The sequence below is a fragment of the Spirillospora sp. NPDC000708 genome, from assembly GCF_040299565.1.
GTDB lineage: Bacteria > Actinomycetota > Actinomycetes > Streptosporangiales > Streptosporangiaceae > Spirillospora.
This window is the reverse complement of the sequence record NZ_JBEPCJ010000013.1, coordinates 35323-56730: the sequence shown is the minus strand read 5'-3', so window position 1 is coordinate 56730 and position 21408 is coordinate 35323. Positions and strand designations below refer to the sequence as shown.

General features: G+C 74.4%; 18 protein-coding genes. 7 read left to right on the top strand and 11 right to left on the bottom strand.

Annotated features, from left to right (window positions below):
* Positions 1-136: 136 nt before the first annotated feature.
* Complete coding sequence (locus tag ABT299_RS12330) at positions 137-898, bottom strand: PEP/pyruvate-binding domain-containing protein (RefSeq protein WP_387027985.1); 762 nt, start codon at positions 896-898, stop codon at positions 137-139.
* A 202-nt stretch (positions 899-1100) separates the two neighbouring features.
* On the opposite strand from ABT299_RS12330, the gene ABT299_RS12325 reads away from it, so the two are divergent.
* Entirely contained in the window at positions 1101-1862 is a 762-nt protein-coding gene (locus ABT299_RS12325) for an enoyl-CoA hydratase/isomerase family protein (RefSeq protein ID WP_190865409.1), read from the top strand.
* Positions 1863-1922: 60 nt separating this feature from the next.
* Here the strand turns inward: ABT299_RS12325 and ABT299_RS12320 are convergent, their stop codons facing one another.
* From ABT299_RS12320 to ABT299_RS12310, 3 genes are all read right to left on the bottom strand, one after another.
* On the bottom strand, positions 1923-2801 hold the full coding sequence (locus ABT299_RS12320) for a hypothetical protein (RefSeq protein ID WP_500250749.1): 879 nt from the start codon (positions 2799-2801) through the stop codon (positions 1923-1925).
* A gap of 73 nt (positions 2802-2874) precedes the next feature.
* Complete coding sequence (locus ABT299_RS12315; RefSeq protein WP_190865405.1) at positions 2875-3519, bottom strand: LuxR C-terminal-related transcriptional regulator; 645 nt, start codon at positions 3517-3519, stop codon at positions 2875-2877.
* Positions 3483-4811 carry a sensor histidine kinase gene (locus ABT299_RS12310; protein WP_387027979.1) on the bottom strand — a complete coding sequence of 443 codons (1329 nt, stop codon included), beginning with the start codon at positions 4809-4811 and terminating at the stop codon, positions 3483-3485. The genes ABT299_RS12315 and ABT299_RS12310 overlap by 37 nt, the downstream gene beginning before the upstream one ends.
* A gap of 196 nt (positions 4812-5007) precedes the next feature.
* On the opposite strand from ABT299_RS12310, the gene ABT299_RS12305 reads away from it, so the two are divergent.
* Positions 5008-7215: an MMPL family transporter gene (locus ABT299_RS12305; RefSeq protein ID WP_500250748.1), complete on the top strand. Its 2208-nt coding sequence runs from the start codon at positions 5008-5010 to the stop codon at positions 7213-7215.
* Positions 7216-7231: 16 nt separating this feature from the next.
* Here the strand turns inward: ABT299_RS12305 and ABT299_RS12300 are convergent, their stop codons facing one another.
* Positions 7232-8482, bottom strand: coding sequence for an RDD family protein (locus ABT299_RS12300; protein ID WP_500250747.1), 1251 nt, complete (start codon positions 8480-8482; stop codon positions 7232-7234).
* A gap of 199 nt (positions 8483-8681) precedes the next feature.
* Between ABT299_RS12300 and ABT299_RS12295 the strand changes: the two genes are divergently transcribed.
* Entirely contained in the window at positions 8682-10112 is a 1431-nt protein-coding gene (locus ABT299_RS12295; protein WP_500250746.1) for an MDR family MFS transporter, read from the top strand.
* Complete coding sequence (mca, locus tag ABT299_RS12290) at positions 10109-10999, top strand: mycothiol conjugate amidase Mca (protein ID WP_500250745.1); 891 nt, start codon at positions 10109-10111, stop codon at positions 10997-10999. Before ABT299_RS12295 ends, mca begins: the two co-directional genes overlap by 4 nt.
* Here the strand turns inward: mca and ABT299_RS12285 are convergent.
* Positions 10996-11844 (bottom strand): polysaccharide deacetylase family protein, encoded by an 849-nt coding sequence (locus ABT299_RS12285; protein ID WP_387027972.1) that lies wholly within the window; start codon positions 11842-11844, stop codon positions 10996-10998. The genes mca and ABT299_RS12285 overlap by 4 nt on opposite strands.
* A gap of 107 nt (positions 11845-11951) precedes the next feature.
* Between ABT299_RS12285 and ABT299_RS12280 the strand changes: the two genes are divergently transcribed.
* Positions 11952-12761: an ABC transporter permease gene (locus ABT299_RS12280; protein WP_500250744.1), complete on the top strand. Its 810-nt coding sequence runs from the start codon at positions 11952-11954 to the stop codon at positions 12759-12761.
* Here the strand turns inward: ABT299_RS12280 and ABT299_RS12275 are convergent.
* Positions 12685-13197: a helix-turn-helix domain-containing protein gene (locus ABT299_RS12275; RefSeq protein ID WP_500250743.1), complete on the bottom strand. Its 513-nt coding sequence runs from the start codon at positions 13195-13197 to the stop codon at positions 12685-12687. The genes ABT299_RS12280 and ABT299_RS12275 overlap by 77 nt on opposite strands.
* 144 nt (positions 13198-13341) lie before the next feature.
* Here ABT299_RS12275 and ABT299_RS12270 point away from each other — a divergent pair, with 144 nt between their 5' ends.
* A complete protein-coding gene (locus ABT299_RS12270) occupies positions 13342-14607 on the top strand; it encodes an amino acid deaminase (RefSeq protein ID WP_500250742.1) in 1266 nt (421 codons plus the stop codon).
* A gap of 33 nt (positions 14608-14640) precedes the next feature.
* Here the strand turns inward: ABT299_RS12270 and ABT299_RS12265 are convergent, their stop codons facing one another.
* On the bottom strand, positions 14641-15318 hold the full coding sequence (locus tag ABT299_RS12265; protein WP_500250741.1) for a TetR/AcrR family transcriptional regulator: 678 nt from the start codon (positions 15316-15318) through the stop codon (positions 14641-14643).
* 349 nt (positions 15319-15667) lie between these two features.
* On the opposite strand from ABT299_RS12265, the gene ABT299_RS12260 reads away from it, so the two are divergent.
* Entirely contained in the window at positions 15668-17113 is a 1446-nt protein-coding gene (locus ABT299_RS12260) for an MFS transporter (protein ID WP_500250740.1), read from the top strand.
* Here the strand turns inward: ABT299_RS12260 and ABT299_RS12255 are convergent.
* The 3 genes from ABT299_RS12255 to ABT299_RS12245 form a co-directional block, all read right to left on the bottom strand.
* A complete protein-coding gene (locus tag ABT299_RS12255; RefSeq protein WP_190863389.1) occupies positions 17059-17919 on the bottom strand; it encodes a helix-turn-helix transcriptional regulator in 861 nt (286 codons plus the stop codon). The two genes, ABT299_RS12260 and ABT299_RS12255, sit on opposite strands and share 55 nt — an antisense overlap.
* A gap of 70 nt (positions 17920-17989) precedes the next feature.
* Entirely contained in the window at positions 17990-19633 is a 1644-nt protein-coding gene (locus tag ABT299_RS12250; RefSeq protein ID WP_500250739.1) for an AMP-binding protein, read from the bottom strand.
* A complete protein-coding gene (locus ABT299_RS12245) occupies positions 19630-21312 on the bottom strand; it encodes an AMP-binding protein (protein WP_500250738.1) in 1683 nt (560 codons plus the stop codon). The genes ABT299_RS12250 and ABT299_RS12245 overlap by 4 nt, the downstream gene beginning before the upstream one ends.
* Positions 21313-21408 lie beyond the last annotated feature (96 nt).

Here is a 21408-nt window from a genome sequence, read left to right as displayed (position 1 = left end):
ATGGCCCGGGCGGGGAAGAAGTGCGCCTCAACCGCGGATCGCGGGAAATCAAAGGCGCTGCCTTGACAGTACAGCACCGGAGGCCGTCCGCGCATTCCCCAAGGTCATCGGTGCGTCCTCTCCTCGGGGCGGCGCGTCAGCTGGCGGGGCGGCGGGCACGGGGCAGGGTCAGGGACGACAGCGGGCGCGTCTGGAGCAGCCAGAGGGCGCCCTCCCGGTCGAACCCGAACTCGATCTCCTGCGGGCCGCCGAACAGGGCCGCCGCGCGCGCGGCCAGCTTGACTAGTGCCCGGAGCTGCGGCCGGGAGAGCGGCTCCTCCTCCGGCGCGCCGGTGTCGCGCTTCATGCTCAGGACCTTGCCGCGCCGGTTGAGCGCGTAGGTCGTGGCGGCCTGGTTGTCGCGGAGCGCGCGCGGGCCGCCCAGCGCCGCCGAGACGATGACCCGCTCGGCGCGGCTCTCTAACGGGTCCGCGCCGAACAGCACGCCGCCCGCCACCAGCTCCAGCTGCGGCTGGACGAGGATCGCGGTAGTCGCGGGCCCGGTGGCGGAGGCCACCACGCCCCTGACGGCCTTGAGGAACTCCGGCCAGCCCTTCACGTCCAGGGCGGACACGTACCGGCCCGGGGCGCCCTCCTCGTGCGTGGACGAGGACCGGACCGCGAGGGCCCGGGCGCCGTTCCCGCTGAGGCGGGCCCACGCCTTCCGCAGCTCGCCGGTGTTGCGGTAGTGCTCGCCGCGCGGGAAGCACTGCACGGGGATCACGAAGCCGGGCGGCACCGGCAGCCCGTTGCGCGCGGCGCGCGAGAGGTCGGACGCCTTGGCGCCGGCCATGTCGGGGGCGGCGGCCAAGGGGTCGTCCAGGTTGATCGTCCAGAAGGCGTGCGCGCTCTGCTGCACCACGAGCTCCGTTTCGGGTCGGACGGACCCCTGATGTGTCCATAATCCGGCGGGCGTCGCCAGAATTCCTCCCTCACGCGGGGTGTTCCTAATCCATCCGGAAGGAGTATCCGTGGGGCGCTTCCGTCGTCCTCGGGGCGGAGGGGCGCCCGCCGTGCCGGGTCCGTACGATGATGCCGCTGGTGGAGCGGTAGGGAGGGCCATGGGCGGCGGGTTGCGGTGCGAGGTCGCGGGCGGGGTGGGGACGATCACCATCGACCGCCCGGAGAAGCGGAACGCCATGTCGGCGGACATGTGGCGGGCCCTGCCCGGCATCCTGGACGGCCTGGAGGCCGACTCCGGCGTCCGGGTCGTGGTGCTGACCGGGGCGGGCGGGAACTTCTGCGCCGGCGCGGACATCGCGGAGCTGACCGACATCCACCGCGACGACGACTCGCACCTGTCGACGGTCGCCGAGCGCGCCCTCGCCGCGTTCCCGAAGCCGACGCTGGCCGCGATCGAGGGGTTCTGCGTCGGCGGCGGCTGCCAGCTCGCGGCGGCGTGCGACCTGCGGTTCGCGGCGCCGGGCGCCCGGTTCGGGATCACCCCCGCCAAGCTCGGCATCGTCTACCCGGCCGCGGCGACGGCCCGGCTCGTCCGGCTCGTCGGGCCGTCCGCCGCGAAGTACCTGCTGTACTCGGCGGATCTCGTCGACGCCGACCACGCGCTGCGGATCGGGCTGCTGAACGAGATCGCCGGCGACCTCCCGGCGCGGGTCGCGGCGTTCGCCGAGACCCTCGCGTCGCGCTCGCTGCTGACCCAGCAGGCCACCAAGGACATCGTGGACGCCATCGCCGCGGACGGCCCCGTCGAGGAGAAGGTCCGGGGGTGGCTGGAGGAGGTCGCGGCGCGCGGCGAGGTCGCCGAGGGCATCGCGGCGTTCCTCGAACGCCGCCCGCCCCGCTTCACCTGGACGGGCAAGTAGTTCGCCGGGACCGCGGGCTGGGGTCCGTCTCGAAGTGGGCCGGGACTGTAGAAATACGGGCTAGGACGCGTCAAGGAGGCGGGCGGCGGGGAGCCGGCGCAGCCGGGCGGCCGCGCGGGACGGGTCGTCCAGGAGCCCGGCGGTCTCCGGGAGGCGCAGCTCCGCCAGCGGCAGCACGCCGCACAGCAGGTCCCCGGACGTCCGGACGATCAGCAGAGGCCCGACCTGCGCGGCGGCCCGCGCGGCGCGGCGCAGCGCGTCCAGCAGCGCCGCCGCCTCGGCGGTGGCGGCGCCGGGGCCCGGGCGGAGCGCGGCGAGCAGCTCGATGAAGTCGCGTTCCAGGCCGCGAGGGCTGCGGCCGGACAGGTAGAGGCGGTCGCCGTCCGCCAGCTCGCACCACAGCCCGTACCGTTCGAGGAACCGCTCGAACGGGCCGGCCAGCGCGGCGCGGGCCGTGTCGGGCGCGGCGGTGAGGGACGCGGCGACGAGGTCGGCGGGCTCCGCGCCGAGCGACGCGGCCACGGCCTGGTCGAGCCGCGCGACCAGGTGCGCGCGGAGCGCGGCGACGTCGGCGGCGAGCCGTTCGAGGGCCGCCTTCTGGGCGTTCAGCCGCTCGTTGACCTCCGGCACCATCCGGTCGTTGATCTGCGCGACCAGCGAGCCGATCCGGTCGTCGGTCTCGCGCAGCGACTCGGCCAGCCGGTCCTGCCCGGCGGCGAGCGGCGCCAGCTCCGCGGCCCGCTCGGCGGTGAGCCGCTCCAGCCGCTCGCGCTGCGCGGAGCGGAAGTGCTCCAGCTCGTCGCGGGTGTCCTTGAGCGCGGTGAGCTGGGTGCGGATGTCGGCGATCTCCGGTGCGCCGGCCCGCCGCCTGCGGTCGAACGCCAGGTAGAGCTCGCGGCCCGCGATCGCCAGGCAGAGCAGGACCAGGATCACCTTCATCGCGCCCTCCCAAGGGCCCCTTTTCGCCCGAGCAACATAGTTCACCGCGCGGGGGCCCGGGTAGTCCGCTCCGTCAGTGGTTGAGGTAGGCGAGGACGGCGAGGACGCGGCGGTTGGTGTCGTCGGTGACGGGCAGGTCGAGCTTGGCGAAGATGTTCGCGGTGTGCTTGGTGACGGCGCGCTCGGTCACGACCAGCCGCTCCGCGATCGCCGCGTTCGAGCGGCCCTGCGCCATCAGCTCCAGCACCTCGGTCTCGCGGGGGGTGAGCCGGCCCAGCGGGGTGTCGCGGGTGCCGCTGGCGACCAGCCGGGAGATGACCTCGGGGTCCATCGCGGTGCCGCCGGAGGCGACCCGGCGGACCGCGTCGACGAACTGGGCGGTGTCGAACACCCGGTCCTTCAGCAGGTAGCCGATGCCGCCGGTGCCGTCGGCGAGCAGCTCCCGGGCGTACAGCTGCTCGACGTACTGCGACAGCACCAGCACCGGCAGGCCCGGGATCCGGCGGCGCGCCTCCAGCGCCGCCTGCAGGCCCTCGTCGGTGAAGGACGGCGGCAGGCGCACGTCGACCACCGCCACGTCCGGGCGGTGGTCGACCAGTGCCTTCAGCAGCGAGGGCCCGTTGTCGACGGCGTCGGCGATCTCGAAGCCGTGCGTCTCCAGGAGGCTGACGAGGCCCTCTCTCAGGAGGGCGAGGTCTTCGGCGAGGACAACGCGCACGGCAGCTCCAGCGTGACGATGGTCGGGCCGCCCACGGGGGAGTTGAGGGCGAGCACGCCGTCGAATGTACCGATCCGCCGCTCGATCCCGCGCAGCCCGGTGCCGCCGGCCAGGGACGCGCCGCCGTGCCCGTCGTCGGTGACGGTGATGCGCAGCATGCCCCGCTCGTGCCGCATGTCGACCCAGACGCGGGACGCGCCGGAGTGCTTGGCCGCGTTGGTGAGGATCTCCGACACCGCGAAGTAGGCGGCGGACTCGACGGGCGGCTCGGGGCGGGCCGGCAGGTCGGCGGTGACCTCGACGTGCAGCGGGTGGTCGAGCGCGAGCGCCTTCACCGCGTCGCCGATGCCGCGGTCGGCGAGCACCGGCGGGTGGATGCCGCGGACGAGGTCGCGCAGCTCGTGCAGCGCCTTCGCGGACGACTCGCGGGTCTGCGCCAGCAGGATCCGCGCCTTCTCCGGGTCCTTGTCGAGCAGGTGCTCGATCGCGCCGAGGCTCATGCCCATCGCGACGAGCCGGGCCTGCGCGCCGTCGTGCAGGTCGCGCTCGATGCGGCGCAGCTCGGCGGCGGAGGCGTCCACCGCCTCGGAGCGGGTCTCGGTGAGGTGCCGGACGCGCAGCGCGAGCCGGGACTTCTCGGTCGGGCCGAGGACGGCCTTGCCCCACCGCCCGTACACCCGCATCATCGCCGGGCCGAGCAGGTGACCGGCGACGACGCACAGCGTGGCGACGACCAGCGTCGAGCCGACCCGCCCGGCGTCGCGGCCGTAGCCGTCGGTGACGTGGATGTACGCGTACCAGTCGCTGCCGCCGTAGTGGCCGATCATGTCGCCGGCGAACGTCGCGACGGCGTACCCCCACAGCCCGTACAGGATGAGCATGCCGGGCAGCGCCGCGGTGAACAGCGCGACGAACGGGTCGGCGGCCACCCACAGGTAGTCCCGCCAGGTGGCGGGGTCGGAGGCGAGCGCCATGAAGCGGCGCACCGCGCCCTTGACCCCGGGCTCCGGCGCGGGCTCGGGGAGGTACGGCCGCTCGATCCGGTGGCCCGTCCAGCGCTCGATCTTGTCGCGGTAGACGTCGAGCTGCTTGCGCAGCGCCATCGTCGCGGACGGGAACAGCAGGATCCCCACGAAGCTCGAGATCAGCGAGATGACCGTGAGGAACCACAGGCCCACGAAGGTCGCCGGGATCCCCAGGAACCACAGCCCGAGCCCGCGCCAGGGCGTCTTCAGCCGCCGCTGCCAGGGGGCCTCGCTCACCGGCCGTTCGTTCACCGCGTGCTCGTTCACCGTGTTCCTCCGGTCGTCGCCTGCCGTCGTGCGTCCAGTCTCCGGCCGGCGTCCGTCCAGCACAGTGTGCCCGCAACCCGGACGAGGGGTGTACCTGAATACACCCCCGGACGGTGTTCAGGGCCATGTCGGCGGGACCGCCGCCCCTATTGGCTTCTTGGTGTCACCCCGCACCGACGACCCCCAGGGGACTCCCATGAGAAGGAACCTCGCCGCCGCGCTCGGCGGCTGGAGCGCGCGGCACCGGATGGCGGCCGTCCTCGGCTGGTTGCTGTTCGTCGTCCTGGCCTCGGTGCTGGGCGGCGCGGCGGGCCAGACCACGATGGCCGAGCACGAGCAGGGCGCCGGACGGTCGGCGCACGCCGAGAAGATCATCGACGACGCGGGCATCGACGACCCCGACTCGGAGACCGTGCTGGTCACCGGGCCCGCGGGCGCGCCGGAGACGGCCCGCGCCGTCGCGGCCGTCCGGGCGAACGTGCGGGCCACCGGGAAGATCACGGACCTGCGGCCGGACACGGTCGCGCGGGACCGGCGGCACGTGATCGTCCAGTTCACGCTGAAGAAGGCGCCGGACGGCGCGCCGGACCCGCTGCCCGCCGTCGAGGACGCGGTCGCGAAGGCGCAGCGCGACAACCCGAAGGTGACGATCGGCGAGTTCGGCGGCGCGACGGCGGACGCCTGGTTCGACAACGCGCTCGGCAAGGACTTCAAGCGCGCCGAGATGACGGCGGTGCCGCTGGCGATCGGGATCCTGCTCGTCGCGTTCGGCGCGCTGCTCGCCGCCGTCCTGCCGGTGGTGCTGGCGTTCACCGCCTACCTCGCGGCGGGCGGGCTGCTGGCCGTGGCCAGCCACGCGGTGCACGTGGACGACACGACGAACTCGGTGATGCTGCTGATGGGCCTCGCCGTCGGCGTCGACTACTGCCTGTTCTACCTGCAGCGCGAGCGCGAGGAGCGGCGCCGCGGCCGGGACCGGGAGAGCGCGCTGGCGATCGCCGCGGCCACCTCGGGACGGTCCGTGCTGGTCTCCGGCGTCACCGTCATGATCGCGATGTCCGGGATGTTCCTGTCCGGGCTGCTGCTGTTCAAGGGGTTCGCGGTCGCGACGATCCTGGTCGTGTGCATCGCGATGCTCGGCTCGGTGACGGTGCTGCCCGCGCTGCTGTCGCTGCTCGGCGACAAGGTGGAGTTCGGCCGGATCCGGCTGCCGCGCCGGCGCGGGGCGGGCCGCCGCGGTGAGCGCGCCGGTCGTCGCGGTGAGCGCGCCGGGGTCGTGGGGACGCTGCTCAAGCCCGTCCTGGCGCGTCCCGGGATCGCGGCGGTGCTGTCGGCGGGGCTGCTGCTGGCGCTGGCGGCGCCCGCGCTCGGCATGAGGACGGCGAAGCTCGGCATCGATCAGCAGGTCCCGCCCGGCGAGCGGATCGCGCGGACCTACACGGAGCTGAACAAGGCGTTCCCCGGCAACCCGGCGCCCGCGAACGTCGTGGTGAAGGCCCGCGACATCGACGCCCCGCAGGTGAAGGCCGCGATCGGGGAGCTGGAGCGGCGCGCCCTCGCGTCCGGCGAGATGAACGCGCCGATCGAGGTGACCGTGCACCGGAAGGCGAACGTCGCGGAGATCGAGGTGCCGCTCGCCGGCTCCGGGTCGGACGCCGCCTCGAAGCACGCGCTGCGGACGCTGCGGGACACGATCGTCCCGCAGACCGTCGGACGGGTCGCGGACGCGCCGGTGAGCGGGCAGCTCGCCTGGTCCACCGACTACAACGCGCAGCTCAGGCACGCGATCGTGCCGGTGTTCCTGTTCGTCATGGGCGTCACGTTCCTGCTGATGCTGGTGTTCTTCCGGTCCCCCGTCATCGCGCTGACCGCGATCGGGCTGAACCTGCTGTCGGTCGGCGCCGCGTACGGGGTGATGGTCGCGGTGTTCCAGCACGGCTGGGGGGACTCGCTGGTCGGGACCCGGGGCGCGGGCGCGCTGGAGTCGTGGATCCCGCTGTTCGTGTTCGTGGTGCTGTTCGGGCTGTCGATGGACTACCACGTGTTCGTGGTGTCGCGGATCCGGGAGGCCCGGGACCGGGGGCTCGACACCGCCCGCGCGGTCGGCGAGGGCGTCCGCGCCACCGCCGGTGTCGTGACCAGCGCCGCCGTCATCATGGTCGCCACGTTCGCGATCTTCGGGACGCTGTCGATGCAGGACTTCAAGCAGCTCGGCGTCGGCCTGGCGGTGGCGGTGCTGATCGACGCGACCGTCGTCCGGATCGTGCTGCTGCCCGCGGTGATGGCGCTGCTCGGCCGCGCGAACTGGTACCTGCCGCGCTGGCTGGGGTGGCTGCCGCGGGTCTCGCACGGCGAGGCCGCGCCCGTCCCGGCATCGGCGCCGCCCGCCGTCCCGGTCCCCTAGCCCTCCTCGGCCGGCCCTAGCCGGGCGGCGGCTGCTCGTACGGCTGCCGGAACGCGTCGTCCGGCGCGGGATGGCCGTACGGAGGCTGCTGCGGCGGCGGGGCCGGCTGCTGTACCGGTTGGTGGGCCGGTTGCTGGGCCGGGAACGGCGGGAAGGCCGGTTGCGGGAGGGCCGGCGGGGGCGGTGGTAGGGCGGGCTGTGCCGGTTGCTCGACGGCACGGCCCGCCCTGCGCTCCTGGTAGGCGTCCCGGATGCGGCCGCCGAACCGCTTGCCCGCGTCCTGCACCTGCTGCGCGCGCTCGCTCGCCGCGACCTCGCGCAGCTTCCCGGCGGACTGCCGGCCGAGCTCCCGCAGCCGCTCGGCCCGCTCGGACTCGATCGCCTGCTGCACGCGCTCGTGCTGGGCGAGCCGCGCGGCGTTGTCGCGGGCGGCCTGCCCCACCACCTGCCCCGCGGCCTGGGCGCCGTCCCACGCGATGACGGCGCCCTGCCGCGCGGCCGCCGCGGCGCGCCGGTAGGCGCCCGCCCGCATGACGACGGTGCCGCCCACGAGGTCGGCGAGCGTGCGCCGCCGCCGGCCGGCGAGCGCGGGCAGGCTGTTGGCCAGGAAGGCGAGGACCGCGAGCGTCCACAGCAGGACGGCGAAGAAGAACAGGCCCTCGAGAAGGAGCACCCAGGCGAGCGCGTAGAGGCCGGTGCCCGACGCGGTCGTGAGCAGCGCCCGGCGCAGCGCGCGGCCCTTGCCCGGACCGGCCTCCGCGGAGGCGTGCCGGACGCGCAGGTCCATCGCGGCCTTCCCGGCCGTCCGCCCGGTCCAGGCGAGCCCGACGAACTGGTGGAGCAGTTCCGCGAGGACGAGCAGCAGCAGGGCCTGCTCGACGGCGGTGACGAACGCGCCCCAGGCCCCCGCGCCGAGCTCGCCCGCCGCCTTCCCCACGCTCCCGCCGGACACCAGCAGCTCGAACCCCGCCGACATCGCCTTGCGCGGCAGGTCCTCGGCGACGTAGGACTGCAGCCGCCCCCACGTCACGCCCGCGAGCAGCACGGCCACGCCGACCAGGATCGCGGCGTCGATCGACCAGGCCAGCAGCCGCCGGCCGCGGGGCGCCGCCTCGCTCGCGGGCCCGGACGGCTCGGACGGTTCATACGAGCCGTATGACGCATACGGCGTGTACGGCGGCGGGGGCGGTGGTGGAGCCGGTTGCGCGGGGCCCTGGTACGGGCCGCGATAGGGCTCGGGGAACGGGGAGGGCGGAGGGCCGTGCACGCGGGAACCCCTCTGGCTCGATGGAGATCATCGCGATCCTAGGGACCCCGCTCCCCGGCCGCCATCGGTTGACCGCGACTTGCCAGCGGGAGGCGCTCGTCTGCACCGATCCAAAACTAGGTTGAGTCTAAAAATAGCCTTGACCGAGTAAGTGGACTGAGCCTAAAGTTCGGTTCGACCTACTTACTTGGAGGTGTCCATGACCGCGCCCTCCCGCGCGCCCGCCGCGCCGGCCGCCGCCCCGGAACGGCTCGACCCGGCGCTGCTGAAGACGTCGTTCGTGCTGGTCCTCGGGCCGATTCTCGCCCTGCTCGACACGACGATCGTCGGCGTCGGCCTGGACGCGGTCGCCCGCGACCTCGGCGGCCCCGTCACGACCCTGCAGTGGGTGTCCGCCGGGTACCTGCTGGCGATCTCGATGGTGATGCCGCTCGCCGGCTGGGCGAGCGACCGGTTCGGCGCCCGGACGATGTGGATGACGTCCGTCGCGCTGTTCACCGCCGGGTCCGCGCTGTGCGGGCTCGCCTGGTCGGCCGGGAGCCTGATCGCGTTCCGGGTCCTCCAGGGGATCGGCGGCGGGCTGATCCAGCCGATCGGCCAGTCGATCGTCGTGCGGGCCGCCGGTCCGAAGCGGCTCGGCCGGGTCTTCGGCGTCACCGTCCTGCCGCTGACGTTCGCGCCCGTCCTCGGGCCGGTGCTCGGCGGGCTCATCGTCGAGCGGCTCGACTGGCGCTGGATGTTCCTGGTGAACGTCCCGCTCGGCCTGCTCACGCTGGTGCTCGCGGCCCGGTACGTCCCCGCGTTCGCCGGGGCCGCCGCCGGGGCGGCGCGGCGGCTGGACGTCCGCGGCCTCGCCCTGCTGTCGCCCGGTCTCGCGGCCGTCGTCTACGGCCTCTCCGAGGTCGGGACGGCGGGGTTCGGCGCGGCCCGCGTCGTCGTCCCGCTCGCCGCCGGGACGGTCCTGCTCGCCGGATACGGTGTCCACGCCCTGCGCCGCCGCGGCGCGGCGCTGATCGACCTCGGCCTGTTCGCCCGGCGCGGCTTCGCGGTCGCGACGGCCAACTCGTTCCTGCAGGGCGCCGCGCTCTACAGCTCCATGCTCCTGCTCCCGCTCTACTACCAGCAGGTCGAGCACGTGTCGGCGCTGGACGCCGGGCTGCTGCTCGCGCCGCAGGCCCTCGCCACCGCCGTCGTGACGCTCCTCGCGTCGCGGCTGGCCGACCGGATGGCGCCGCGCCCGCTGATCCTCACCGGGATCGCCGTCACGGTCGCCGGGACGGTCGCGTTCACGCAGGTCGGCTCGCACCCGGCGGGCTGGCTGCTGGTGCTGTCGCTGATGCTGCGCGGCGCGGGCCTCGCCCTGGTGATGGCGCCCGGCATGGCGGCCGTCTACGCGAGCGTCCGCCCGGACGAGACCGCCCGCGCCGCCGGAGCCGTCAACACCGTCAACCGGGTCGGGGGCTCGCTCGGCACCGCGGTGCTGGCCGTCGTCCTGCAGCGCTCGCTCGGCCACCACGCACCGGCCGCCGCGTACGGCGCCACGTTCTGGTGGGTGGTCGGGCTGTCCGCCCTGACGCTGATCCCCGCCTTCTTCTACCCCTCCCGCGACTCCCGGAAGGAGCGCGCATGAACCTGCGCATCACCCGCGAAGAGCGGCCGCGGCTGCTGACCGTCCACGCCCACCCGGACGACGAGTCGAGCAAGGGCGCCGCGACGCTCGCCAAGTACGCCGCCGAGGGCGCGGACGTCCTGGTCGCGACCTGCACGGGCGGGGAGCGGGGCAGCGTCCTCAACCCGGCGCTCGACCGGCCGGAGGTCCGCGCGGACCTGCCCGCGATCCGGCGCCGCGAGATGGAGGCGGCGCGGCGGATCCTCGGCGTCCGGCAGCGGTTCCTCGGCTTCACCGACTCGGGCCTGCCGGGCGACGGCGAGGCTCTGCCGGCGGGCTGCTTCGCGCTGGAGCCGCTCGCGGACGCGGCGCGCCCGCTCGTCGCGCTCATCCGCGAGTTCCGCCCGCACGTCGTGGTCACCTACGACGAGACCGGCGGGTACCCGCACCCCGACCACATCAAGACGCACGAGGTCACGGCGGAGGCGTTCGACGCCGCCGCGGACCCGGAGCGCTACCCCGGGACGGGACGCCCATGGCGGCCGGCGAAGCTGTACTACCAGGGCGCGTTCTCGCGGGACTGGTTCCAGGCGCTGCACGAAGGGATGCTCGCGCGCGGCCTGGAGTCGCCGATGGGGCCGGTGCTCGCGGAATGGCCCGACGGCGCCGCGCCCCTGGAGATCACCACGCGCGTCCCGTGCGCGGAGTACTTCCCCGTCCGGGACCGGGCGCTCCTCGCCCACGCCACGCAGGTCGACCCGCACGCCGGGTTCATGCTGCACCCGCGCGACGTCGAGCGGGAGGTGTGGCCCACCGAGGACTACCGGCTCGCCCGCTCGCACGTCGAGACGCCGCTGCCGGAGGACGACCTGTTCGCCGGCCTCCGCTTGCCTACCGCCGTGTGTTAGAGCGCGACGAAGGTGAGGCCGCGCTTCTTCATCTTCGGGATGACCTTGCGCAGCGCCGCGATGGTCTGCGAGCGGTCGCCGCCGCCGTCGTGGCACAGCATGATGTTGCCGGCCTTGCCGCGCAGCATCGTCCGGCGGATGTGCCCGACGCCCGGCCGGGACCAGTCGCGCGGGTCGACCGCCCAGTCGATCGGCAGCATGTTGTGCTCGGCGACGAGCTCCAGGATCGTCTTCGACCACGCGCCGCCCGGCGAGCGGAAGAACTGCGGCTCGATGCCGGTGGTGTCGGCGATCCGGTCGCGCGCCTGCATCATCTCCTTCTTGACCCGCTTCCTCGGCAGGCCCGCGATGGTGATGGGGTGCGTCTCGGTGTGGTTGCAGATCTGGTGGCCGGCGGCGGCGACCCGGCGCACCAGCTTCGGCCACTCCTTCACCTGCTCGCCGATCATGAAGAAGGTCGCGTGGATCTCGTGCTCGGCCAGCAGGTCGAGCACCTTCGGCGTGTACTCCGGATGCGGGCCGTCGTCGATGGTGAGCGCGATCGTCTTCGGCGGCGGCGCCGGGGACAGCTGCGTCAGCTCGCGGACGGGCGTCTCCAGCGCGGTCAGCCGCGCCGTGGTCCACGACGCGGGGCGCGGCGTCGGCGTCGGGGACGGTGTCGGCGTCGGCTTCGGATGGATGACGGGCCGGGCCCGCGGCATGGGCACGGACGGCTTCGCCGAGGCGCGCGCCCCATGGGACGGATGCGCCTCGTCCGCGCCGATCGCGGTGAGGCCGACGGCGGCGGCCCCCATCAGCCAGAGCGCTCTGCGGCGGGACGTCCCGCCTGCCTCCACGTCCTCCACAAGTCCCACGCTATCGGGCTTTTCGCGTCCTTGAGCGGCCTTGCGGATCACAATCGACTCAAATGGGAAGAGCGGTTACAGAAGATCGTTTGGTCCGGGGGGTGGGGATGAGCGCGGGGCCCGCGGTCGGACCACTCCTGGCGCTCGTCCTCGGCTCGCTCGCGGTGGTCGCGGCGGCGCTCGCGCGGCTCGGCCGGCTCGGTCTCGGACGGGACCTGGTGGTCGTCGCCGTGCGCGCGACGGTGCAGCTCGCGGCGGTGTCCGCGCTGATCGCGGCGGTGCTGCGCGACGCCGGCTACACGGCCGCGTTCATCGCCGGGATGGTGGTCATCGCCGTGGTGACGGCGGGCCGCCGCATCACCGGCGCGCTGCGCGCCGGCGCGTGGACGACCGCGCTGCCGATCGTCGCGGGCGTCGCGCCCGTCCTCGCGCTGCTGCTCGCGTCGCGGCTCGTCCCGTTCCGCACCGTGTCGGTGCTGCCGATCGCCGGCATCTTCATCGGCGGCGCCATGTCGGCGACCGGGCTGACCGGGCGGCGCGCGCTCGACGAGCTGGCCACGCGGCGCGGCGAGTACGAGGGCGGGCTCGCGCTCGGGCTGATGCCGCGGGACGCGGCGATGGAGGTGTGCCGCCCGGCCGCCGCGCTCGCGCTGTTCCCCGTGCTCGACCAGACCCGGACGGTCGGGCTCGTCACGCTGCCCGGCGCGTTCGTCGGCGTGCTGCTCGGCGGCGCCGACCCCGTCCAGGCGGGCGCGACGCAGCTGCTGGTGCTCATCGGGCTGCTCGCCATCGAGGTCATCGCGGTGCTCATCACGCTCGAACTCGTCGCGGCGGGCGTCCTCACCCGGGCGGGCCGCCGGCCGCCGGACGGCGGTAGTCGGCGGAGATGGCGTCGGCGGTCGCGAGCAGGCCGGTGAGGTCGCCGCCGTCCGGGACGGTCACCGCCGCCACCACGTCTCCCGCCGCGTCGCGGACCGGCGCGGCGGCGTAGCGGCCGGGCGCGCCCGCGCGCGCCAGGTCGCCGAGCAGCGCGGGCGGGCCGGTGACCAGGCGGGCCGCGCCGCCGGTCGCCGCGTTCAGCCGCGCCAGGTGCGGCGCCGCGACGGCGCGCACGTCGCGGGCGCCGGGACGGCCGGGGGCGTCGGCGAGCGCGGCGAGCGCGGCGAGCCGCGCGCCGAGGTGGAAGCGGTGGTTCTCGTCGCGGCGCACGAAGCGCTCGGCCTCCAGCGTGCGCAGCAGCCGCAGGACGGTCGTCTTGTGGACGCCGAGCCTGCCGGCCAGCTCGTCCAGGTTGCGCGGGCCGTCGCCGAGCTCGATCAGGATGCTCAGCCCGCGTCCGAGGCTCTGGCTCATCGGGTTCCCTCCTCCCGGCGGCCGATGCCGCAGCGTACCCGCGGCCCCGCACCGCCCGAGCCGCCGCGCGCGGAGGGCCCGCCCGGGGGTCGCGCCGCGCGGCGTGGGGAAGGATCATGGCGGGCGGAGGCGACAGGGGAGGGCATGCCGGTGACCGGGATCGACACCACGGCCGTGGACGAGCTGGACGAGGAGCCGCTCGACTGGCGGTTCAAGGCGATTCCGGCGTCCGCGCAGGGCATGACGGTGGCGCAGGCGCGGGACGCCCGGCTGCCGCTGGACGACTTCGGCACGCCGCTGCTCACGCTCGACGGCGGAGCGCTCGACCACAACGTCCGGTTGATGGCGGACTGGGTGAGCGCCACCGGTATGGAACTCGCACCGCACGGTAAGACGACGATGGCGCCCGCGCTCTGGCGCCGGCAGCTCGACGCGGGCGCGTGGGGCATCACGCTCGCGACGTTCCCGCAGCTGCGCGTCGCGCGCGCGTTCGGCGTCCGCCGCCTGCTGCTCGCGGGCGCGCCGCTCGACCCCGCCGGCCTCGCCTGGCTGGCCGGCGAGCTGGACGGCGACCCCGAGTTCGCGTTCGTCTGCTGGGCCGACTCGGTGCGGTCCGTCGAGCTGATGCACGAGGCGCTGCACCTCGCGCGGGCGCAGCGGCGCGTGGACGTGTGCGTCGAGCTCGGCGGCCCGAACGGCCGGACGGGCGTCCGCGACGACGGCGAGGCGCGGGCCGTCGCCGACGCGATCCGCGCGGCGCCGTCGCTGCGGCTCGCCGGGATCGGCGGCTACGAGGGCGCGCTCGCGCACGACGCGTCCGCGGAGAGCCTCGACGCCGTCGACGCCTACCTGCGGCGGCTCGCGAACCTGCACGGGCGGCTCGCCTACGAGACGGACGACCCGGTCGTCACGGCGGGCGGCAGCGCCTTCTTCGACCAGGTCGCCGAGGTGCTCGGCGGGCTCGACGCGCGGGTGGTGCTGCGGTCCGGCGCGTACCTCGTCCACGACGACGGCTTCTACCAGGACATCACGCCGTTCGACCGGGGCGCCGGAGCGGGCGGCGAGCACCTGCGCCCGGCCATGCACGCGTGGGGCCGCGTCGTGTCCGCGCCGGAGCCCGCTCTGGCGCTGCTGGACGTGGGGCGCCGCGACGTCCCGTTCGACTCGGGCCTGCCGCGGCCGCAGCTCGTCCGCGGCAAGGGCGCCGGGCCGGTCGAGGGCGCGCGCGTCACCGCGCTGAACGACCAGCACGCCTTCCTGCGGGACGCGTCCGTCGAGCCCGGCGACATCGTCCGCCTCGGCCTGTCCCACCCCTGCACCGCGTTCGACAAGTGGACGCTCATCCCGGTCGTCGACGACGCCGCCGCCGAGCACCCCGTGGTGACCGACTACATCCGCACCTACTTCTGACCGCCCTTCTCCCGACCGCCCCCCGGCCCGGCGTCAGTGGTCGAGGAGGGAGCGGACGTGCCCGAGGATCGGGGTGCAGAGGGCCGGGAGGGTCGCGTGCTCGCCCAGCGCGACGCGGCCGGTGACCAGCGACGCGATGCCGCCGATGAGCATCCGGCAGGCGAACTCCGGGTCGGGCAGCGCGCGGAACCGCTTGTCCTCGGCCAGCAGCCCGTCCACGACCTCGGTGAAGCGGCGCTGCACCCGGTACCGCAGCGCGGCGGCGGCCGGGCCCGCCGCGTAGATCTCCAGCAGGAACGTGCGGGCCGCCGCCGCGTCCGCCGCCAGTTCCCGCAGGTAGGCGCGCAGCGCGCGCTCTAGGCGGCCCATCACCGGCTCGTCGCGCGCGCTCAGCGCCTCGTTCACGACGCCGAGGATGCGGTCGGCGGCGTGCTCGTACGCCGACATGAAGCACTCCTGCTTGTCGGCGAAGTGCTCGTAGAACGTCTCGCGCGACACGCGCGCGCGTTTCAGCACGTCCGCGACCGTCGTGCGGGCGTAGCCGCGCTCGCCGACCGCCGCCGTCATGCCCTCCAGCAGCCGGAGCCGCTGGGACGCCCTGACCTGCTCGCGGCTCAGATGGTGCCGCCCGCGCGGCAGCGACCCGCCCCCCGCCTCGCCGGGCCTTGCACCCGCACCGCCGGAACGCGCGCCCGCACCGCCACCGCTCACGGCGCAAACGCTAGCCGGTCGCGGCGTCTCCGCCCAGTAGATCGGGTTGTTCACGAACAATCGTGTTCGCGGGGATGTTACGGTTTTCCCTTGCACATGGGGGGCCGGACGTCTCCGCCGGCGCGTACGGCGGGACGGCCGAGCGATCAGGGCCCGGCGCAGCCGGTGCGCGGTGATGTCGCTACGTCCAGGCAGTGCGCCACGGGGGCCGATCTGCACTGGACGGCGCGTGCCGCCGCACCACCAAGGCTGACCCCGTCGCCGGGCCGATCGCCCGCCCCGCCCGTCCAGCCGGCTCTGCCGACCGCCGGTTCCGCAACGGGTTGTGCGCGCGCGGGGTTGTCCCGTCATGACTCCCACAGACGACCGCGTCCGGCATCCGCGCGGGATGCTCGCGGTGCTGTTCCTCGGCCAGTTCCTGGTGAACGTCGACACCGCGATCGTGAACGTGGCGGGCCCGTCCGTCCAGGACGACCTGCACCCGTCCGGCGGCGCGCTGGAGCTGGTCGTGTCCGGCTACACGCTGACCTACGCGGTGCTGCTGGTCACCGGCGCGCGGCTCGGCCAGGCGCGCGGGCACCGGCGGATGTTCCTGCTCGGCCTCGCCGCCTTCACCGCCTCGTCGCTGGCCTGCGGCCTCGCACCGGCCACCGGGGCGCTGGCGGCGGCGCGGCTCGTCCAGGGCGCGGCGGGCGCGCTGATGGTGCCGCAGGTGCTGTCCGGCATCCAGATCCACTTCACCGGTAAGGCCCGGGCGCGCGCGCAGGGCATGCTGGTGCTGACGCTGTCCGGCGGCGCGGTCGCGGGACAGGTCCTCGGCGGCGTCGTGGTGTCCGCCGACCTGTTCGGGCTCGGCTGGCGGCCCGTCTTCCTGGTGAACGTCCCGGCGGGGATCGCGCTGCTCGCGGCGGGCGCCCGCCTCCTGCCCCGGGACGCCGGGAACGGCCCCGGCCGGCTCGACCTCGGCGGCGTCGCGCTGCTGTCGGGGAGCGCGCTGCTGGCGACCGTCCCGCTGATCTTCGGGCGCGAGGCCGGCTGGCCCGCCTGGACGTGGATCTGCCTCGCCGCGAGCGCCCCCGCGCTGGCGCTGTTCGTCCGGCGGCAGCGGCGCGTCGCGGCGCGCGGCGGGACGCCGCTGATCGACCCGCGCGTGCTCGCCCGGCCCGTCGTCGCCTGGTCGCTCGCGTCGATCGCGCTCGCGACGTCCACCTACTTCGCGATGCTGTTCACCCTCGCGCTCTACCTGCAGCAGGGCCTCGGGAAGAGCGCGATGTTCTCCGGCCTGGTGCTCGTGTCGTGGGTCGCCGCGTTCGGCGTCGCCGGGCCGCTGCTGCCGCGCCTCCCGGCCCGCGTCGCCGCCCACGCCCCGGTCGCCGGCTACCTGATCCTCGCCGCCGCGTACCTCGCCATCGGCCTGACCAGGGCGGACGGGGCGCTCCTCGTCGTGCTGCTCGGCTTCGGCGGCCTCGGGCTCGGGCTCGGCTTCGCGTCCCAGCTCGGGCGCGCCACCGCCGACGTCCCGGCCCGGTTCGCCCCCGACCTCAGCGGCGTCGTCAACACCAACTCGCAGCTGTCGGCCGTCGCGGGCGTCGCCGTCTTCGGCACCCTGTACCTCGGCCTCGGCGGCACGCCGCGGCACGCCTTCACCGTCGTGATGACCGTGTTCGCGGGCACCGCGCTCGCCGCGTGCGCCGCCGGGTTCGCCGGATGGGCCGCCGCGCGCCGCGAGCAGGCCCCGGGTCAGGGCAGCAGCCCGGCGCGGCGCGCCGACGTCACCGCCTCCAGCCGGGTGTGAGCGTCGAGCTTGCGCATCGCCGACCGCAGGTAGCTCTTCACCGTCTCCGGCAGCAGCCCGAGGCGGTCGGCGGCCTCCGCGTTCGTGCAGCCGATCGCGACGTACGACAGCACGTCCAGCTCGCGCGGCGACAGCACCGGACGCGGCGGCACCGCCGGTCCCGCGGCGTCCGGGTCGGGTCCGGCGGCGCCGGGGGCCAGCCCGGCGGCGGCGAGCCGCAGCGTCATCGCGCGCAGCCGGTCGCGGGTCGGGCCGTCCGCCACCTGCTCGGCGAGCGCCCGCAGCTCGGCGTGCACCGCCCGGACCTCCTCCCACCGCGCCGCCGCGTCCGGCGGCTCCGGCGGGCGCCACGCCAGCGCCTCGTCGGCACGGTCCCGGACGGCGAGGTCCTGCTCCAGGTCGCGGGCCGCCTGCACCGCCGCGCCGACGATCCGGTCGGCGAGCGACAGCGGCTCGCGCAGCGCCCCGTACAGCACGCCGCGGACGCGCCGCCGCACCACCACCGGCACCGCCACGATCGACAGCAGCCCCTCGCGGCCGACCGGCTTGTCATAGTCGTGGCTGATGGACGCCGCGCACGGGTAGTTGCTCACCCACACCGGCCGGCCCGTCGCCATCGACTTGCCGCCGAGCCCGTTGCCGTGCCGGACGACGAGCCCGTTCAGCGAGTCGGTGGTGTTGCCGACCAGCTCGGTGATGCGCAGCCGGTCTCGGCCGCTGAGCGCGCCGCCGAACACCATGGGCAGGCCGGTCGTGCGGTGCAGCGTCAGCACCGCCGACCGGACCGCCCCGGCGTCGTCGCCCATGCCGCCCAGCATGCCCGCGCGGGACCGATCACGGAAGGTCACGCGCCCGGAAAAACGCGCCGGCCGGACCTCACGCGTGCTTCCGGGCGGCCACGTCGCCGAGCCCGAGGATGTCCACGGCCTCGGCCCGCATCTGCACCTTGCGGATCTTCCCGGTGACCGTCATCGGGAACTCGTCCACCACGTGCACGTAGCGAGGGATCTTGAAGTGCGCCAGTTTGCCGTGGCAGAAGTCGCGCAGCGCCTCGGCGGTGAGCTCCGGCGCGCCCTCGCGCAGCCGCACCCACGCCATCAGCTCCTCGCCGTACTTCTCGTCCGGGACCCCGATGACCTGCGCGTCCACGATGTCGGGATGGGTGTAGAGGAACTCCTCGATCTCGCGCGGATACACGTTCTCGCCGCCGCGGATCACCATGTCCTTGATCCGGCCGGTGATGTTGACGTAGCCCTCGTCGTCCATCACCGCCAGGTCGCCGGTGTGCATCCAGCGGGCCGGGTCGATCGCCTCGGCCGTCTTCTCCAGCTCCTCCCAGTACCCGAGCATCACCGAGTAGCCGCGCGTGCAGAACTCCCCGGGCGTGCCGCGCGGGACGGTGACGCCCGTCTCCGGGTCCACCACCTTGATCTCCAGGTGCGGCATCACCGTGCCGACCGTCGACACGCGGCGGTCCAGGGAGTCGCCCGCCCGGGTCTGCGTCGACACCGGCGACGTCTCCGTCATGCCGTAGCAGATCGCGACCTCCGCCATCCCGAGCCGGTCGATGACCTGCTTCATCACCTCCACCGGGCACGGCGACCCCGCCATGATCCCGGTGCGCAGGCTCGACAGGTCCAGGGCGTCGGCGGACGGCTCGTTCAGCACCGCGATGAACATCGTCGGCACCCCGTACAGCGACGTGCAGCGCTCCGCCGCCACCGCGTCCAGCGTCGCCTTCGGGTCGAACGCGGGCGCCGGGATGACGATGCACGCGCCGTGGCTGGTCGCCGCGAGGTTCCCCATCACCATGCCGAAGCAGTGGTAGAAGGGCACCGGCACGCAGATCCGGTCCTCCTCGTCGTAGCCGCACAGCTCCCCGACGAAGAACCCGTTGTTCAGGATGTTGTGGTGCGACAGCGTCGCGCCCTTCGGGAACCCGGTCGTCCCCGACGTGTACTGGATGTTGATCGGGTCGTCCGCGCCGAGGCCCGCGCCGATGCCGTGCAGCAGGTGCCGGTCGCCGGCGCGCCCCGTCGCCACCAGCGCGTCCCACGCGTCCGTGCCGATGAGGACCACGTCGGCCAGCGCGGCGCAGCGCGGCCGCACCTCCTCGATCATCGCCGCGTAGTCGGACGTCTTGAACGACGGCGCCGCGACGAGCGTGCGGATCCCCGCCTGGTTCAGCACGAACTCCAGCTCGTGCACCCGGTACGCCGGGTTGATGTTGACCAGGATCGCGCCGAGCTTCGCCGTCGCGTACTGGACCAGCATCCACTCCGCGCAGTTCGGCGCCCAGATCCCGACCCGGTCGCCCTTCGTCACGCCGAGGTCCCGCAGCCCGAGCGCGACCGCGTCGACGTCGGCGGCGAACTGGTCGTAGGTCCAGCGCCGCCCGGACGCCATGTCCACCACGGCCTCGCGGTCGGCGAACGCGGCGACCGTCGCGTCCAGGTTGGCGCCGATCGTGTCGCCGAGCAGCGGCGTCGCCGAGACGCCCGACGCGTAGGAGAGCGTCATCGCAGGTCCTCCTCACGGAACTCCCCGGGCGGCCGGTCGTCCGCGCCCGGATGCTTGCCGATCTCCGCCGTCCGCAGCTCCACCCGGCGGATCTTCCCGGAGATCGTCTTCGGCAGCTCGCCGAACTCCAGCAGCCGCAGCCGCTTGTACGGGGACAGCTGCGCCCGGCTGTGCTCGAAGATCGCCCTCGCGGTCTCCGCGGTCGGCTCCCAGCCCGCCGCGAGCGTCACGTACGCCTTCGGCACCGCGAGCCGCACCGGGTCCGGCGACGGCACCACCGCCGCCTCCGCCACCGCCGGATGCTCGATCAGCACGCTCTCCAGCTCGAACGGGGAGATCTTGTAGTCGGACGCCTTGAACACGTCGTCCGCGCGCCCGACATAGGTGATGTAGCCGTCCGCGTCCCGGGAGCCGATGTCGCCGGTGTGGTAGAAACCGCCCGCCATCGCCTCTTCGGTCCGCGCCTCGTCCCCGTGGTAGCCCGTCATCAGCCCGAGCGGCCGGTCCTCCAGGTCGAGGCAGATCTCGCCCTCCTCGCCCCGCTCCCCGGTCACCGGGTCGATCAGCGCCACCGCGTAGCCCGGCACGGGACGTCCCATCGAGCCCGGCTTCACCTCCTGGCCGGGCGTGTTCGCGATCTGGACGGTCGTCTCGGTCTGCCCGAAACCGTCCCGGATCGTCCGGCCCCACGCGTCCTTCACCCGCTGGATGACCTCGGGGTTCAGCGGCTCGCCCGCCGCGACCACCTCGCGCGGCGGCGTCGGCAGCCGGCCGAGGTCGGACTGGATCAGCATCCGCCACACCGTCGGCGGCGCGCAGAAGCTCGTCACGCCGCACCGCTCCATCGCGTCCAGCAGCCGGTCGGCGTCGAACCGCGTGTAGTTGAAGATGAACACGCACGCCTCGGCGTTCCACGGCGCGAAGATGTTGCTCCACGCGTGCTTCGCCCACCCCGGCGACGAGATGTTCAGGTGGACGTCCCCGGGCCGCAGCCCGAGCCAGTACATCGTCGACAGGTGCCCCGCCGGGTACGACGCGTGCGTGTGCTCGACCAGCTTCGGCTGCGCCGTCGTCCCGGACGTGAAGTACAGCAGCAGCGTGTCCGACGACATCGTCATCCCGTACTGGGAGAACGCGTCGCTTCCGTCGTAGGCGTCGGCGTACCGCAGCCACCCGTCGACCGGCTCGCCGACCGCGATCCGGGTGAACTCGCCGTCCAGCCCGGCGAACTTCCCGGCGTCGGACGAGCCCGCCACCACGTGGCGGGCCCGTCCCCGCGTCAGCCGGTCCTGGAGGTCCGCCGGGCCGAGCAGCGGCGTGCACGGGATCAGCACCGCGCCGAGCTTCATCGCCGCGAGGACCGTCTCCCACAGCTCGACCTGGTTCCCGAGCATCAGCACGATCCGGTCGCCGCGCCGCACCCCGGCCGCGCGCAGCATGTTCGCGACCTGGTTCGACCGCCGCGCGAGCTGCGCGAACGAGTACCGCTCCTCCGCGCCGTCCTCCTCGACGATCCACAGCGCGGGCGCGTCGTTCCCCTCGGCGATCTTGTCGAACCAGTCGAGCGCCCAGTTGAACCCGGTCAGCACCGGCCAGCGGAACTTCTCGTACGCGGTCGCGTAGTCGTCGCGATGCGCGAGCAGGAAGTCGCGCGCCGCACGGAACTCGACTGCGGGCATGGTCTCTCCTCGTAGCCGCACGGACACCTGGCACTCCCGCCCCACGGGGGCGGCCCCCGGTCTCCCGGGACGCCACCGCCCGAAAGGCGTGGTCAG

Coding starts and splice junctions, on each gene's coding strand:
- ABT299_RS12250 (WP_500250739.1), bottom strand. CDS start 19,633: ATGACGCTCTCCTACGCGTCGGGCGTCTCGGCGACGCCGCTGCTCGGC.
- ABT299_RS12255 (WP_190863389.1), bottom strand. CDS start 17,919: ATGGGCGACGACGCCGGGGCGGTCCGGTCGGCGGTGCTGACGCTGCAC.
- ABT299_RS12275 (WP_500250743.1), bottom strand. CDS start 13,197: ATGAGCCAGAGCCTCGGACGCGGGCTGAGCATCCTGATCGAGCTCGGC.
- mca (WP_500250745.1), top strand. CDS start 10,109: ATGAACCTGCGCATCACCCGCGAAGAGCGGCCGCGGCTGCTGACCGTC.
- ABT299_RS12245 (WP_500250738.1), bottom strand. CDS start 21,312: ATGCCCGCAGTCGAGTTCCGTGCGGCGCGCGACTTCCTGCTCGCGCAT.
- ABT299_RS12320 (WP_500250749.1), bottom strand. CDS start 2,801: ATGAAGGTGATCCTGGTCCTGCTCTGCCTGGCGATCGCGGGCCGCGAG.
- ABT299_RS12325 (WP_190865409.1), top strand. CDS start 1,101: ATGGGCGGCGGGTTGCGGTGCGAGGTCGCGGGCGGGGTGGGGACGATC.
- ABT299_RS12295 (WP_500250746.1), top strand. CDS start 8,682: ATGACCGCGCCCTCCCGCGCGCCCGCCGCGCCGGCCGCCGCCCCGGAA.
- ABT299_RS12305 (WP_500250748.1), top strand. CDS start 5,008: ATGAGAAGGAACCTCGCCGCCGCGCTCGGCGGCTGGAGCGCGCGGCAC.
- ABT299_RS12260 (WP_500250740.1), top strand. CDS start 15,668: ATGACTCCCACAGACGACCGCGTCCGGCATCCGCGCGGGATGCTCGCG.
- ABT299_RS12270 (WP_500250742.1), top strand. CDS start 13,342: ATGCCGGTGACCGGGATCGACACCACGGCCGTGGACGAGCTGGACGAG.
- ABT299_RS12280 (WP_500250744.1), top strand. CDS start 11,952: ATGAGCGCGGGGCCCGCGGTCGGACCACTCCTGGCGCTCGTCCTCGGC.